Origin of the sequence: Niallia taxi, assembly GCF_004005475.1 — a bacterium.
Classification (GTDB): domain Bacteria; phylum Bacillota; class Bacilli; order Bacillales; family Cytobacillaceae; genus Niallia; species Niallia taxi.
This window is the reverse complement of record NZ_RZTZ01000001.1, coordinates 922950-938354: the sequence shown is the minus strand read 5'-3', so window position 1 is coordinate 938354 and position 15405 is coordinate 922950. Positions and strand designations below refer to the sequence as shown.

Annotated in this window: 13 protein-coding genes; 9 read left to right on the top strand and 4 right to left on the bottom strand. The window is 37.9% G+C overall.

Annotated features, from left to right (window positions below; genetic code table 11):
• Nucleotides 1-46: 46 nt before the first annotated feature.
• Genes EM808_RS04580 through EM808_RS04565 form a run of 4 tightly spaced genes read left to right on the top strand, consistent with a single transcriptional unit; the run spans nt 47 to nt 7881 of the window.
• Nucleotides 47-1399 carry a glycosyltransferase family 2 protein gene (locus EM808_RS04580; protein ID WP_127736748.1) on the top strand — a complete coding sequence of 451 codons (1353 nt, stop codon included), beginning with the start codon at nt 47-49 and terminating at the stop codon, nt 1397-1399.
• Nucleotides 1396-4644 (top strand): hypothetical protein, encoded by a 3249-nt coding sequence (locus EM808_RS04575; RefSeq protein WP_127736484.1) that lies wholly within the window; start codon nt 1396-1398, stop codon nt 4642-4644. Before EM808_RS04580 ends, EM808_RS04575 begins: the two co-directional genes overlap by 4 nt.
• A gap of 14 nt (nt 4645-4658) precedes the next feature.
• Complete coding sequence (locus EM808_RS04570; protein ID WP_127736481.1) at nt 4659-5027, top strand: response regulator transcription factor; 369 nt, start codon at nt 4659-4661, stop codon at nt 5025-5027.
• Nucleotides 5017-7881, top strand: coding sequence for an ATP-binding protein (locus tag EM808_RS04565; RefSeq protein WP_127736478.1), 2865 nt, complete (start codon nt 5017-5019; stop codon nt 7879-7881). Before EM808_RS04570 ends, EM808_RS04565 begins: the two co-directional genes overlap by 11 nt.
• A gap of 38 nt (nt 7882-7919) precedes the next feature.
• Here the strand turns inward: EM808_RS04565 and EM808_RS04560 are convergent, their stop codons facing one another.
• Nucleotides 7920-8492: a YitT family protein gene (locus tag EM808_RS04560; RefSeq protein WP_127736475.1), complete on the bottom strand. Its 573-nt coding sequence runs from the start codon at nt 8490-8492 to the stop codon at nt 7920-7922.
• Nucleotides 8493-8674: 182 nt separating this feature from the next.
• On the opposite strand from EM808_RS04560, the gene EM808_RS04555 reads away from it, so the two are divergent.
• Nucleotides 8675-9646, top strand: a complete 972-nt coding sequence (locus EM808_RS04555) for a LacI family DNA-binding transcriptional regulator (protein ID WP_127736472.1) — start codon at nt 8675-8677, stop codon at nt 9644-9646.
• Between the two features lie 28 nt (nt 9647-9674).
• Here the strand turns inward: EM808_RS04555 and EM808_RS04550 are convergent, their stop codons facing one another.
• Nucleotides 9675-10673 (bottom strand): inorganic phosphate transporter, encoded by a 999-nt coding sequence (locus EM808_RS04550; RefSeq protein ID WP_127736469.1) that lies wholly within the window; start codon nt 10671-10673, stop codon nt 9675-9677.
• A 16-nt stretch (nt 10674-10689) separates the two neighbouring features.
• Nucleotides 10690-11307, bottom strand: a complete 618-nt coding sequence (locus EM808_RS04545; protein ID WP_127736466.1) for a DUF47 domain-containing protein — start codon at nt 11305-11307, stop codon at nt 10690-10692.
• A 327-nt stretch (nt 11308-11634) separates the two neighbouring features.
• Between EM808_RS04545 and EM808_RS04540 the strand changes: the two genes are divergently transcribed.
• From EM808_RS04540 to EM808_RS04530, 3 genes are all read left to right on the top strand, one after another.
• On the top strand, nt 11635-12477 hold the full coding sequence (locus tag EM808_RS04540; protein ID WP_127736463.1) for an SDR family oxidoreductase: 843 nt from the start codon (nt 11635-11637) through the stop codon (nt 12475-12477).
• 83 nt (nt 12478-12560) lie between these two features.
• A complete protein-coding gene (locus EM808_RS04535; protein WP_213084030.1) occupies nt 12561-13385 on the top strand; it encodes an aldo/keto reductase in 825 nt (274 codons plus the stop codon).
• A 203-nt stretch (nt 13386-13588) separates the two neighbouring features.
• On the top strand, nt 13589-13843 hold the full coding sequence (locus EM808_RS04530; RefSeq protein WP_127736457.1) for a GlsB/YeaQ/YmgE family stress response membrane protein: 255 nt from the start codon (nt 13589-13591) through the stop codon (nt 13841-13843).
• 44 nt (nt 13844-13887) lie between these two features.
• On the opposite strand, the gene EM808_RS04525 is transcribed toward EM808_RS04530, so the two are convergent.
• Entirely contained in the window at nt 13888-14817 is a 930-nt protein-coding gene (locus tag EM808_RS04525; protein WP_127736454.1) for an RluA family pseudouridine synthase, read from the bottom strand.
• A 154-nt stretch (nt 14818-14971) separates the two neighbouring features.
• On the opposite strand from EM808_RS04525, the gene EM808_RS04520 reads away from it, so the two are divergent.
• Nucleotides 14972-15358, top strand: coding sequence for a DUF5365 family protein (locus tag EM808_RS04520; protein WP_127736451.1), 387 nt, complete (start codon nt 14972-14974; stop codon nt 15356-15358).
• Nucleotides 15359-15405: the final 47 nt, after the last annotated feature.

Here is a 15405-nt window from a genome sequence, read left to right as displayed (position 1 = left end):
GTGGACAAATGCTGTATTGTTTTTCGGTGGATTTATTTCCATATATATGGTTATAATTATTACTTTTTACACAGCAATTCTTATCGTATCAATGGTGCAGCTTCGCAGAGAATATCAACTTAATAGGGAGCAATCCTTTGAGGCCATAGCAGATGGGCTGTACACAAAGCCTGTATCTATCATTGTACCTGCATACAATGAAGAGGCGGGAATCATACCGAGTATTCGCTCGTTGCTTAGTGTTGATTACCCTCAGTATGAGATTATTGTCGTAAATGACGGCTCGAAGGACCAAACACTGCAAAAGGTGATTGATTATTATGAAATGGAGCAGGTTCAAAAGGTTGTCCGCAAGCAAGTGGAAACAAAGCCAATCAAGGCAATTTATCAATCAAAGCTTTTGCCAAGGCTATTCTTGATAGATAAGGATAATGGAGGGAAGGCAGATGCTTTAAATGTGGGACTGAACTTTTCTAACTATCCTTATATATGCTCCCTTGATGGCGATTCTGTTCTTGAAAGTGATGCTTTCTTGAAGGTAATGAAGCCGATTATGGACAGCAATGAGGAGGTAGTGGCTTCAGGCGGAAGCATCCGAATTGCCAATGGCTGTAAGATTAAGGACGGAAATATACTGGAGGTTGGTTTATCGAACCATCCTCTTGTTATTATGCAAATTATTGAATATTTAAGAGCATTCTTAATGGGCAGAATTGGTCTCAGCAAACATAATTTATTGTTGATAATATCCGGTGCCTTCGGCGTGTTTTCTAAACAATGGGTAATTAAGGCTGGCGGCTATCAAACAGATACGGTTGGAGAGGATATGGAGCTTGTTGTCCGTATTCACAGAATATTAAAAGAATCAAAAGTCAATAAAAGAATTGTCTATGTTCCAGATCCTGTTTGCTGGACAGAGGTTCCTGAGGATATTAAATTCTTAAGAAGACAGCGGCGCAGATGGCATAGAGGATTGTTTGAAAGTCTCTGGAATCACAGAAAGCTGACATTTAATCCGAGGTATGGAAGCATTGGGATGATTTCCTTCCCGTATTTTTGGTTGATTGAGTTTTTAGGTCCAATTGTAGAAATATTAGGGTATATATATGCTGTTATTGCGATTTTCTTTGGTGGTATTTATTTAGAATTTGCCATTTTAATATTTTTATTATCCTGCATATATGGATCGATTTTTTCGATGGCAGCAGTTTTATTGGAGGAATGGAGCCTTCGCAAGTATCCAAAGGTAACCCATTTGCTGAAGCTGTTTTTCTTTTCGCTGACAGAGTCCCTCTGGTACAGGCCATTAACCGTTTTTTGGCGCTGTGAAGGGATATTCCAGCTCATTAAAGGGGAGAAGTCTTGGGGAGACATGAGTCGTAAAGGAGTATCTAAATGAATAGAAGGACTACATGGTTGTTTTTCCTGTTAATCATACTTGGTGTTGCCATCATTTTAAGTCCCTTTTGGCTTTGGCAGTTGAAGGAGACGAAGGAACTGAATGTACTGATAATGGATAAGACCGTTCCAGATAAAACATATAGGGAGCATAATGGGCTTGTTTACATATTGAATAACCAAAAATATGTGAAGGCAAATAAAGACAAGTATTACAGTCAAAGTGATTATAAAGGCTTTAAGCCAACAGATGACAACAATTACAAGATAAGTGAGGTTCCTGACGATTTAAGTAATTATGATGTACTGTATTTGACAGATCAGTATGGTGTATATGAAGAGGAATTCTATGGAAGTAATTCGCTTGGAGAGAGATCAGATAAATTATATGGCGGGTTGGAAACAAAGGATGTTAACAAAATAGAGAATGCTCTTTTCCAATCAGATAATAAGACGTTAATTGCCGAATTCAATACATTTGCTAGTCCGACAAGTGACGAGGCAAGAGAAAAAATCACCACTCTGCTTAATGTATCGTGGAGTGGCTGGATTGGCAGGAATTTTTCCGATTTGAATGGAGATGAGGTTCCTGTTTGGGTAAGGGATAACTATAAAGAGCAAAGTGGCAAGGAATGGAGTTTCACAGGCTCTGGTATTGTTTTAATAAATAAAGATGATTATATTGTTGTTCTGAATAACAAGGATTTAACAGATACTGGTGTCGAGTTTTCAACAACGACAAAAGGCGCCTCTGTTTTGCATAAAGAGTTGAAATCCCAATATGATTACTGGTTTGACATTATTGAAGCAAACGATCAGGATGGTGTGCTTGCACAATACACACTGCCAGTATCGAAAGCAGGCAAGAAAAAACTCAAAGGCTATAATATTCCAAGCTCTTTTCCAGCGATTGTTCAAAATGCAAATGGACAATATACCTCCTATTATTTTGCTGGGGATTATGCAGATGAAGCAGAAGTACCGAGTTTGTATCAAACAGTCGGGTTTGATACGTGGAAAAAATACATCACCTATCGAAAGTCCTTTTACTGGAATACTTATGTACCGATTATGAAGAGTATTTTGAAGGATGGTCTTCATAAACCAGCAGCTAAAGAAAGCAATATAGAAACAGTGAAGGTTGGTCAAATAGAAACAAACAGCCAGACAAATGATGAATTTATTCAGATTAAAAAGGATGGGAAATGGGAAGACCTCGTAATTAAAGGTGTTAATATGGGGATTTCCAAGCCTGGAGCATTTCCCGGTGAAACATCCATATCAAAGGATGAATATTATCGTTGGTTTAAAGAAATTGGTGCAATGCATGCCAATACGATCAGGGTTTACACATTGCATCCCCCAGGCTTTTATCAAGCATTATATGAATATAACCAAAGTGCAACAGAACCGTTGTATCTTATTCACGGCACCTGGGTTAATGAAGATGTTTTGACAGAAAAGCAAGACGCTTATTCGAAAGAAGTAACAGCGGATGCGAAGGAAGAAATCAAGAACATGATTGACATCATCCATGGAAATGCGGATTTGCCGGAAAGAACAGGGCACGCTTCAGGTAAGTATGAGTATGACGTTTCTCCATATGTGCTTGGATTTATGCTTGGAACAGAGTGGGACCCTGATGTTGTCAACTATACGGATGATAAACATAAGGGTGCAAAAAACTATGTAGGCACTTACTTTAAGACAGAAAAGGCATCTCCATTTGAGGTTTGGCTTGCGAAGCTGATGGATTACTCAGCTGATTATGAAGCAAAGCAATACAAATGGCAGCATACGATGAGCTTTACCAACTGGGTGACAACAGACATGCTTGACCATCCAGCAGAGCCGAGTAAGGACGAAGACAAGGCAGTCGTTGATCCAAACCATATTATGAGAACAGATAAGTTCCATGCAGGTCTGTTTGCAGCCTATCATGTTTATCCGTATTATCCAGACTTTTTGAACTATGAAAAGAGTTATTCCACCTATAAAAACAAACAAGGTGAGCAAAGTAATTATGCAGCATATTTAAACCAGCTGCGTCAGATGCATGACATGCCAGTAATGGTGGCTGAGTTTGGTGTGCCAGCATCGCGGGGGAAAACGCATGAGAATGTTAATGGAATGAATCAAGGCTTTATTTCCGAGAAAGAGCAGGGGAATATTGACAAGAGCCTTTATCAGATGATACTCGACGAGAAATATGCAGGTGGTCTTGTCTTCACATGGCAGGATGAATGGTTTAAAAGAACATGGAACACAATGGATTATGATAATCCAAACAGACGGCCGTTCTGGTCCAATATCCAAACAAATGAGCAGCATTTCGGCCTGTTAAGCTTTGATCCTGGAAAGTATGAGCCAACCATCTATATAGATGGAAGCACAGAGGATTGGAATAAGCTAAATGTTCCGCCATTATATACTGCAGCTGACAAGGAGGAAAATACTGTTCAAGATGTAAGTGTTACTTCAGATGAGCAGCAGCTAAGCTTTAAGATTAATTATAAGGATCCGATTAACCTTAAAACAGATCATACTTATCTCCTGTTAGATACAATTGCAGATCAAGGTCAGAAAAGTACAGCACTAGAAGGAAAAGAAAAAGTGAATACAGATTTTGGTGTCGACTTTGCTGTTAAAATTGGCGAAAAGAATGATTCACATATTCTTATCGACAGCTACTATGACTCTTATTACTTCCATTATGGGCATCTTTTAAACATGATTAAGAAAGAAAGCTATGCAAGTAAAAAGAATAATGGTGTATACCATCCAATCAGACTTGCCCTTAATAAAGAGCTGGAAATTCAAGGGGAAAAGATACCGTTCAATTCGTATGAAACAGGGAAATTATTATACGGGAATGGCAATCCAACCAGTAAAGATTTTAACAGCCTTACCGATATTAGTGTTAGTGAGGATAAGCAGACAATAGAGCTCCGCATACCATGGGCTTTATTGAATATCAAAGATCCGAGTCAGAAGGAAATAATGGCCGACTTGTGGAAGAAGGGCATGGAAGGCAGCCAAGTAATCGAAGGTATACATATGGCTATCGTGATGGAAAAGGATAAAAAGATTGTGCAAACACTGCCTGAAATGGGAAGTGACAACAACATTCATTTAGAAAACACGAAGCAGTTTACTTGGGACAATTGGGAAGAACCTGCCTATCATGAACGTTTAAAAGAATCTTATTATATATTACAAGAGGCCTTCTCTAAAATAGGGAATTAGGGGAGAGAGAAAACATGAAGAGAATATTGTTGGCTGAAGATGAAGATGTTTTGAGAATGTTAATAGTAGACACACTTGAAGATGAAGATTATACCGTTGATGAAGCGCCAGATGGAGAAGAGGCCCTCCAGCTGATTGAAAAGCATGACTATGACTTAATTATATTAGATTATATGATGCCAATTATGACTGGGTTGGAAGTAATCCAAAAGGTCAGGGCTAATGATGCAAAGAAGCATTTGAAAATATTAATGCTGTCAGCAAAAAATCAAGCATCGGAACAAAATTATATATTAGAAGTCGGGGCAGATTACTTTATGGCGAAGCCCTTTAGTCCGCTTGCATTACTAGACAAAGTAGGGGATATTCTTGATGAAGATTAATTCCTATATTAGAAAAAGCATATCAAGGCAATTTATGGCCTTAATATGCTTTTTCATTCTATTGTTTATATTAGGAGGGCTTGTATTAGTTTTTTTACAGGACTCTGTTAACAATGAATTTGTTGATAACCGCAAAGAGCTTGTTGAAAAGCAGGCAACGGTAAGAGAGATTGAAACAAAGCTGAATAGCGCAATGTTTAATATCAGAGGGTATTTTGCCTATAATAACGAGAATTTAAAGGAGTCAGCATTAAGTCAGCAAGCTGATATTAGAAAGCTGATCAATGAATTAGATAAAATGGTGATATCTGAGGAGGATATTCGTTTTTCAACAGAACTTTCGTCCTTTTACCATTTTTACTTTGATGAAGCTATGCCCGAAGCAATTGCTTACTTTGAGTCTGGTGATAAGGATGCTGTTGCTTCCATTGCCAATAATGGTGCAACAGATAGAATTAATACCTTTCAACAATTGCAAACAAGTTATCTTCAATCGGTATCTAAGTCGCTGACTGATGAAGTAAGTAAGCTTACAAGTCATATTGCCATGCTGCAAGTCGCTTTTCTTGTATATATCATGATCGTTTTAGCAATAGTGTTACTTCTCGGCAGAATGATGGTAAGGAGAATTGGCAAACCATTAACTGATTTTGCACTTACAGCAAATGAAGTAGCCAAAGGGAATGAAGCAGAAATTACACTTGTTAAAAACCGGGAAGATGAATTGGCGACATTGTCGATTGCATTTGAACAGATGTATGTAAGCATTCAAGAAAAAGAACAAGATTTACTTGCCCAAAATGAAGAGCTGCAGGCACAGCAGGATGAACTGCAGGCACAGCAATTTGAATTAGAAAAGGTACTTGAGACCGTGCAGCTAAATGAAGATGCATTAATGCGCAGAAATAGGTTTATTAATGGTCTATCAAGCTCTCTTGATAAACAGGAGGTGCTTGAGAGGATCATTGTAAATATGTGTGACGTTGTTCGTGCTGACAGAGGAATTATTATAGAGGTTGAAAGCAGTGCCTTTGCAGCATACGGTATTTCAAATGAAGGAGCAGAGCAATTTACAAGACATCTTTATACGGGGATGTTTCATCGCCTTGAATTGGAAAAATCACCTTTTACAATCGTAAGGGATTTGCATCTGTCTGAAAAAGGCTACCATCTTGAAACAGGAAGAGTACATGATCTTTATGTGCCGATTTTAGCAGCTTCTGGCGATATTTCAGCGATTATGATGCTTAGCAGATTTGCCTGTGGCTTCACGGAATTGGAAATGGAAGAGTTTATTGCTTTGGCAAAACAAATTGGAATTTCATTAGATAAGATTCATTTATTCGAACAAACAGAAAAGGATAGAATCTTGAACAGGGATATTCTTAACAACGTCCAAGAAGGCATCCAATTAGTGAGCACGAAAGGTGATATTATTCATGCGAACAGCAAGTTTTATGAAATTATGTCTGATAAGGGCGAGCTAGAGATTCTTGGCGGGCAGAAGTGGCAGGAATGGACAGGACAGCTGCGAGAAAATCTGGAGGATACAGATGCATTAATTGCCTATATCAAACAGTCGATGGAGGATTCTCAAACAGATTCATTCATTTATAAATTGAGGGAAGATAAGATAGTCAAAGTATATAGTGAGCATTTATACAGAGGGGACGAAAAATTCGGGACTGTTTTCGTCTACAGAGACATCACGATGGAATATGAAGTGGACAAAATGAAGTCTGAGTTTGTCAGCACTGTTAGTCATGAGCTTCGTACACCGCTTGCAAGTATACTCGGCTTTACAGAGCTAATAATAAACCGTGATTTGAAGCCTGAAAGACAGAAAAAGTATTTGAACACAATCTATGGAGAAACAAAAAGATTAACCTCTTTAATTAATGACTTCCTTGATGTTCAACGAATGGAAGCAGGCAAACAGACATATGAGAAAAAATATATTGAATTGCTTCCAATCTTAGAAAGAGTTGTTGAAAACCAAGAGGTTAATATTACAAAACATCAGATTAATATTCATAACTCACAAAAGAACAGGTTTATCCTTGGTGACAGATCAAAAGTTGAGCAGGCGTTCACAAATATTATTAATAATGCTATCAAATATTCACCTGACGGCGGTAATATAGATATCAGCATCTATCAAGAGGCTGGATACCTGAAGGTTGCTGTGAAGGACCAAGGCTTGGGAATCCCAGAAACAGCACTTGATAAACTGTTTACAAAGTTTTATAGAATAGATAATTCAGACCGTCGTAAAATTGGCGGAACTGGTTTGGGATTAGCGATTGTGAAGGAAATCATGTTAGCACATGAAGGAGATATAACGATTAATTCCGTATATGGCAATGGCAGCACATTCATCATGAGCTTCCCGAGTGTCGAGTGGAATATGGAGACATCTACAAAGGATGTAAGTGCAGACGAAAAGGTCCGTTATAAGGTAATGGTAGTGGAAGATGACTACAGCTTGGCAGAGCTTATTATTCAAGAACTGCAGGAAAGCGACTTCCATGTCTTCTATTCAAAAAATGGCATAGAAGGACTGAAGAAGATGGAGGAGGTGCAGCCGGATGCCCTCGTTCTTGACATCATGCTAGAGGACAACAAAATGGATGGCTGGGATATTATGAAGGCAATGAAGAACTCAGAGAATATGAAAAATATCCCCATTGTTGTTTCCACTGCATTAGATGAAAAGGAAAAAGGGATAGCACTAGGCGCAAATGACTATTTAGTAAAACCATATCCGCCAAGCCAGCTTTCCCGGTCCATCCTGCAAACATTACTGAAAATGGGCAAGATTGGGCAGGTTTTAATTCCAGAAGAGCAAGAATAGTAAAAATGCTGCACTCCGTTAATTGGAGTGCAGCATTTTTATGCAGAGGCTATTTTTTTCGTAAGTAATGTTGTGAAGATGGCGACAGATATGATCGTTAAAAACGAAGCAGCTAAAACAGAGAGTCCAACGATCTTTAATCCGCCTAATAAGACGAGTCCATCTATAATAAAGATAATGATGCCTACAGGAAATCTGAAAATGTTTGCGAGCATTTGTGCAAGCATATCGGTACCGCCTGTACTCGTATCAAACCGGAGCATTATCCCAATGCCGATGCCAATGATACTCCCGCCAATAACAGAGCTTATGATAATATTAGTAGAGAATGTTTCACGCATAAAAGAAAATACATCAATCATACCAGATGAAATTAAAAAACCTAGTAATCCATAGGCTATATATCGCTTATTGTAAAACCAAATGATGATATAAATTGGTATGCTGACTAGAATCATCGACAAGCCTGTCGGGATATCATAATGGTAATGAAGGATGAGTCCTATTCCAATAAGGCCACCATCAAGAAGATGATGGGGAACTAAAAAGCCATTTACACCAATGCCGATAAGAAGACTTCCAATTAATATAGCGCTGATTTTTTCAGACATTAAACAATCACCCTAACTAAGTCCAAACTGATTAGTACATTTATATGGACAAGTTAACTAAAATAGAAGGAGAATTTGGTACAAGTTAGGAAACACTTCAAAATCACCATTGATAATTTTGGTGATGCTTGGTATTTTATAGGAAACCATTAAGACAAAAACGTATGGGAGTAAGAGGGCGAATGGGAAATATAAAAAAAATCGCAGAATTATCAGGAGTGTCTGTTACAACCGTATCTCGTGTGTTAAATAACCATCCTTATGTAAAAGAAGACAAAAGAAAAGCAGTCCTTGAGACGATAAATAAATTAAATTACAGTCAAAATTTAAATGCTGTTCACCTTTCCCGTGGCAAGACAAGCATGATTGGTGTTATGGTGCCTTATATTGCAGTTCCTTATTATGGAAACCTTTTAGAAGGCATTGGAGAGGCAGCCTTAAAGAATAATTACAGTATCAATCTTTTTCAGACTAATTATGATGAGAAAAAAGAAATGGAAGCGCTCGAGAAGTTAAAAAGCAAGCAGGTGGATGGCATGATTATCTGTTCCCACACTGCAAATATGGACATTATCCGCAAATATGCAGAAGAGCATCCAATCATTGTTTGTGAGAAGGTTGCAGAAAAAAATATTGCAGCAGTTTATATTGACCATTACAGCGCCTTTAGACAAGGTATTGATTTTCTCCATGAGAATGGATACAAAAAAATTGGCTATTGTGTTAACAGAGCGAAAAGCTTAAACAGCAAGCTAAGAGAAAAGGCTTTTTATGAAGGCTTAGCTGAGCTAGGTTTGCATGTTGCTAAAGAGTGGGTGTTTGACAGCTGTTTGACGATAGAGGATGGAAAAAGAGTCGTTAAGGAATTTTTAGAATTAGAGGATAGACCAAATGCACTGCTTGTAACGAGTGACCAGGTAGCTGCTGGTATAATGACAGAAGCGAGGCGGCACAAGCTTAATATTCCAGAGGATTTAGCATTGTTGAGCTATGATAATCATCCAATTTCAGAAGCTCTTGAGCTGACAACAATGGATCTTCCAATTGTCGAGATGGGGAGGCGTTCCTTTCAGCTTTTTCAGCAGCTTCAGGAGAAGAAGCAGGAAACTCCAATTGAGCTAAAGGCAAAGCTAGTCATCCGTTCCACTGTATGAAAAAAGAGGTCCAATAGGACCCCTTTTTTTATAGGAACAGATTCAGTATATAATATACTAATGCCGCAACAGTTGCGGAGATAGGAAGTGTAATTACCCAAGTAATCAGCATTCTTTGTGCTGTACCCCATTTAACCCCTTTTAGACGGTGTGATGCACCAACTCCAAGAATAGAGGAAGAGATAACATGTGTTGTGCTGACAGGTAGGTGAATGTATGTTGCACCGAAGATAATCATTGCACCAGTTATGTCTGCAGCAACCCCGTTTACAGGGCGGATTTTCATGATGTTTCCGCCAACTGTTTTAATGATTCTCCAGCCACCGACAGATGTTCCAAGACCCATTGCTGCCGCACAGGCAAATTGAACCCAATGAGGAATATCACTTGTTGTTAAATAGCCGTTTGCAATAAGGGCCATTGTAATAATACCCATTGCTTTTTGAGCATCGTTTGTACCATGTGTATATGATTGCAATGCCGCAGTGAAAATTTGGAAATAACGGAATCTGCGGTTTGTTTTTGTTAAGTTTAAATCTTTAAAGAAAATCTTGAACAGTGTATAAACAATGTAACCAATAACAAAAGCAATAATTGGCGAAAGGATTAAAGCTTCAATTATTTTCATGAAGCCAGCATAGTTAAGAGCTTCGAAGCCAGAAGCGGCAATAGCAGCTCCGGCAATTGAACCGATAATGGCATGAGAAGAACTGCTCGGTATCCCGAAATACCATGTCAAAAGATTCCAGAAAATAGCAGAGATTAATGCTGCCAAAATAACTGTCGAACCATTAGCCAATGTGAATGGGTCAACGATATCCTTTGTAATGGTTTTTGCCACACCTGTAAAGGTCATGGCACCAACAAAGTTCATGATTGCAGCCAAAATGATGGCATGCCTTGGCTTTAAGGCTTTAGTTGATACAGATGTAGCAATTGCGTTTGCTGTATCATGGAAGCCGTTAATGAAGTCAAATGCCAAAGCAAAAAAGACGATTAGAATTGTTACAAATAAAATCATATCCATTTTTGTTTAGGACTCCTTACGCATTCTTCATTATGATGCTTTCAAGTGTGTTGGCAACGTTTTGACAGTAATCAGCAACGTCTTCCAGGTTTTCGTAAATTTCTTTGTATTGAATAATGCGAATTGGATCTTTTTCCACTGAGAACAAATGCTTGATTGATTGGCGAAGGATGCCGTCACATTTAGATTCTGTATCTTTAATACGGATAGCGTATTCTCTGATTTTTGGCAGCTTCTTCGTAGACAGAAGTTCAACTGATTTTTGGATTTCAACTCCACAGCTTTTAATTGCTTCTGCAAAACGGTTCATGAATTCGTCAGCAGTTGTAATATTGTACATTTCGAATAATGCTGCGCTGTGCTCAAGACCATCCAAAACATCATCCATGCTCATGGATAACGCCAGAATATCTTCTCGTTCAATCGGAGTGATGAAAGCTTTATTTAATTCAGTAATTACATCATGGATGTATGTATCACCTTTTGTTTCAATTTCTTTCATGGTTTCGGAAAACGTCTTTAAATCAGTTACGTTGCTGATTTTGAAATCTGCGAAGTAGTCAGCGCCTTCCTTTAAGTTCGTTGCAATGTTATTTAAAAGTACAGCGAATTTATCTTGTTTTTTGAAAACCATTTTGTTACCCCCAAATTAATTTAGACCCCAAATTTGTCAAGCCTTACATAGTTTATAGGAAATTTGTCGATTCTTAAAGTATTTCGGCGAAAAATTTACAAAATCTTAATAATTGGTTTACTGAAACTATAAAATACCATCTTTTGCAATTTACATTCTTAAAACTGCCTTTACAATAACCTTCCCTGTTTTCACCTATTTCTATCATAAATGCAGCAGGTTTTTGCTTAATATATATGCTTTATTATTTGCTAAAAGAGTGAGTGATATGTTGGAAAATGATATGATATTAGTCATAAAAACAGAAAAATGGATAGTGGGGTGAAGGTGATGGAGAAGGTTGTTTTAATAACTGGTGCAAGCAGTGGTTTTGGTTATTTAACTGCATTGGAATTTGCTGAAAAGGGTTATAAAGTAATAGCTGCAGTCCGTAATAGGCAAAAAGGGGCAAGGCTTTTAAAGGAAGCAACAAAGCTTAAACTGCAGGATAACATTACTTTGGAGACTCTTGACGTAACCTGTGCTAAGTCTATTGCTGCATTAGCGGAAAAAGTCGAAGCAAAGGGCAGGCTTGATATTCTTGTCAACAACGCCGGCTATGCTGGTGCTGGTTTTGCCGAAGAAATACCAGTCGTCGAATATCGGGAACAGCTGGAGACTAACTTTTTCGGAGCAATTGCAGTGACACAAGCCTTCCTTCCGTTAATGAGAAACAGAAGAAGCGGAAAAATCATTATGATGAGCAGCATAAGCGGCCAGATAGGGTTTCCTGGTTTAAGTCCGTATGTTTCCTCTAAATTTGCGCTTGAAGGCTTTAGTGAGTCGCTTAGATTAGAGCTGCTGCCATTCTCTATTTATGTCACATTAGTAGAGCCAGGATCCTACAAGACAAGTATTTGGACGGACGGTAAGAGAATTACGGAAAAATCAATTCAAGAAAATTCCCCCTATGCCCCGCAAATGAAAAGCGTGGAGCAATACTTGCAAAAAAATGAACATAATTATGGAGATCCGTTAGAGGTAGCGAAAAAAATAGTCTTTATAGCTGAAGCAAAAAAGCCAAAGCTGCGCTATAAGCTCGGTAAAGGAGTGGGAATGACTATCTTCCTTAAAGCGTGTTTACCGTGGAATTGGTGGGAAAAAATTGTTCTATATAATTTAAAAAAATAATACATATAGGTAGTAACTGGATAATGCAGCAATTGATTTGCTGCAAAATTTTTATTTCGTCATTTCGCGTTCGGAGGTGTATGATGAACATCCATCATAAGTTAAAACTGCATAATGGAACAGAAATACCTATTCTCGGCCTTGGTACTTACAGCGCAGACGGAGGAAGAACAACAGCAGAAACAGTAAAAGCTGCCCTTGAGCTTGGATATCGTTCGATTGATACAGCTTCCTTCTATAATAATGAAAAAGAGGTAGGCGAAGGAATAAAAGAAAGCGCTGTCTACAGAAGTGACGTTTTTGTTACAACAAAGCTCTGGAATGATGATCACGGTTATGATAAGGCTTTAAAAGCATTTGAAGCAAGCTTACAGAGGCTTGATTTGAATTATGTTGATTTATATTTAATTCATTGGCCTGGAAAGGATAAATATGTAGAAACATGGAAGGCGCTTGAACGTCTGTATGATGAAGGACTTGTTAAGGCAATCGGTGTCAGCAACTTTAAAGAGCATCATTTAAAAACACTAATGTCAGCAAGCAATGAGAAGCCTGTTGTTAATCAGATTGAACTTCATCCTCGTCTAACATCTGAGAGCTTGAGAGAGTATTGTAAAAGAATGGACATTAAGGTGGAAGCATGGTCACCATTAGCCAACGGCAGGCTGTTGAATGAACCGACAATCAATTATATTGCCAAAAAGCACACTAGAACACCTGCACAAATCATATTAAGATGGCATATTCAAAATGATATTATTATTATTCCTAAAACATCCTCAAAAAAGCGGCTTGTAGAAAATGCAAGTATTTTTGATTTTCGGCTAAGTATGGAGGAAATGAACTTAATCGACAGTCTTAATATGAATGAACGGATTGGGCAAGATCCAGATAAATTACTATTTTAAATGTAAATATGAGTGCAAGCCATCAAAGGATGGCTTGCATTTTTTTTTGTTTTAAAAAGCAAGGTTTAAAAATAGATTCCTGTGGTAAATATAGAGTACAAGCAAATAGCAAAAGAAATTACAGATTAGCTGCAGCTTATTAACCCTTTGCTATTGCATTATTTATTTTTAACAAAAATGGAATTATAAAAGGAGTGTTTTACATGGGCTTTCTATGGTCATTAATTATAGGTGGAATTATCGGTTGGCTTGCAGGTATCATTGTAGGCAGAGACGTACCAGGTGGTATTATCGGTAACATTATCGCTGGTTTTGTAGGTGCGTGGCTTGGTTCATTAATTCTTGGAGATTGGGGTCCATCACTTGCTGACTTTGCGATCATTCCAAGTATCATTGGAGCTGTTATCTTAGTATTTGTATTAAGCTTAATCTTAAGGAAAATGCGCAAAACAGCATAATAATCTAATAAAGCGGGAGAAGGCAAATAGCCTTTCCCGCTTTTTTATTTTTCCAGTAATTCAAGCGTATTTACAGGGAATATTGCAGGACTGTCCAGAAATGGGGCAAAGACCTTTATATATTCTCCTGTTATTGGGTGTGCAAACTCCAACTTTGCTGCATGCAGTGCCTGTCTGTCGTAAGCAGCAGCTCTCCCCCCATAAAGAACATCACCTGCAAGAGGATGGCCAATTGAGCTGAAATGAACACGGATTTGATGTGTGCGGCCAGTTTCAAGACTGCAGGAAACAAGTGTCAAATCAGTTTCAGGAAAGTATTGCAGCCGTTTGTAATGAGTGACAGCAGCCTGTCCATTTTCTGAGACTCTTCTTTTTGTGGCATGATGCCTGTCCCTGCCTATTGGCTTGTTAATACTTCCTTTTTTTCCTTTCACATTGCCATGAACAAGTGCTAAATATGTTCTTTTGATTTTTCGTTCTCTTAAGCTCTGATCAAGCATATTTCCTATCAATTCGTGCTTGGCAAATAATATACAGCCCGTTGTGTTCCGATCAAGGCGATGTATATGCTTAAGCTGCCGTTCTTCTCCATTCAGCAGCAGATGAAAAGCTGCCCCATTTGTTAGGGAAGAAACATCTTCTGGTGCGTTAGGATGTGTATCAATTCCATGAGGTTTGTTAAAAATCACTAAAAAGTCATCCTCATACAATACGCTGAGCTCCATATAGGCTGCTTCGATATTATTAGGCTGAGAATCAAACATTTTTATCGATAATAAATCTCCAGTTTTTAGTGGAGTAAACCAATTTGTTATGACAGCATTATTCAGCATCATTTTTTTCTGCATCTTAAATAAATGTACTTGCTTCTTTGATGCGAGAAGAATGGTGCGGAACAGTTCATCTATTGATATTGCATTCCATTTTTCAGGAATTTCAAGTAACATCCATTCGCCCTTTCTGTCGAAATGCATGATTAAAAACCTCCGTTATTTCTCTTTTGTTAAATTTTAATAGTATTGCATAACCCATCATATCATGGTTTTAATTACCACGGAAAACTGTAGGGGGTGTATGTTATTCTATTGTTAACAATTATAATTATTATTTAGAGGGTGGTAAAATCCAATGAAGGTAGCTTATGCTTCAACGCCTGCACAGGAAGAGCAAATAAATGAACTTATTCAAACTTTTTATACGTCCATTTTTCCCGACTTTTTTTCTGATGATGAAATAAACAAGTTTTCGAACTTGAATGTTTTGCGTTTAACACAAGAGCAATCATATATGCTAAGTACATTAAAGAATTCCTATCAAGTGATTGCTGCGTTGCAGACAATTATATCGATTGTTGAGAATTCGGATGAAAGTGATGAATACGATCATTTATTCGAAAGAAATGTCGAGATATTAGATGAGTTCGAGTTATTTTTCCCTTTCCGTCTTGACAATTTCTCAAAAAAAGATAAAAGTTTGAGCATCTATTCAGAGGCTGCAAACGAGTATTTATTATAGTTTTTTTATTACAGTGAAAAGAGCCGCAGAAGATATGTGGCTCTTTT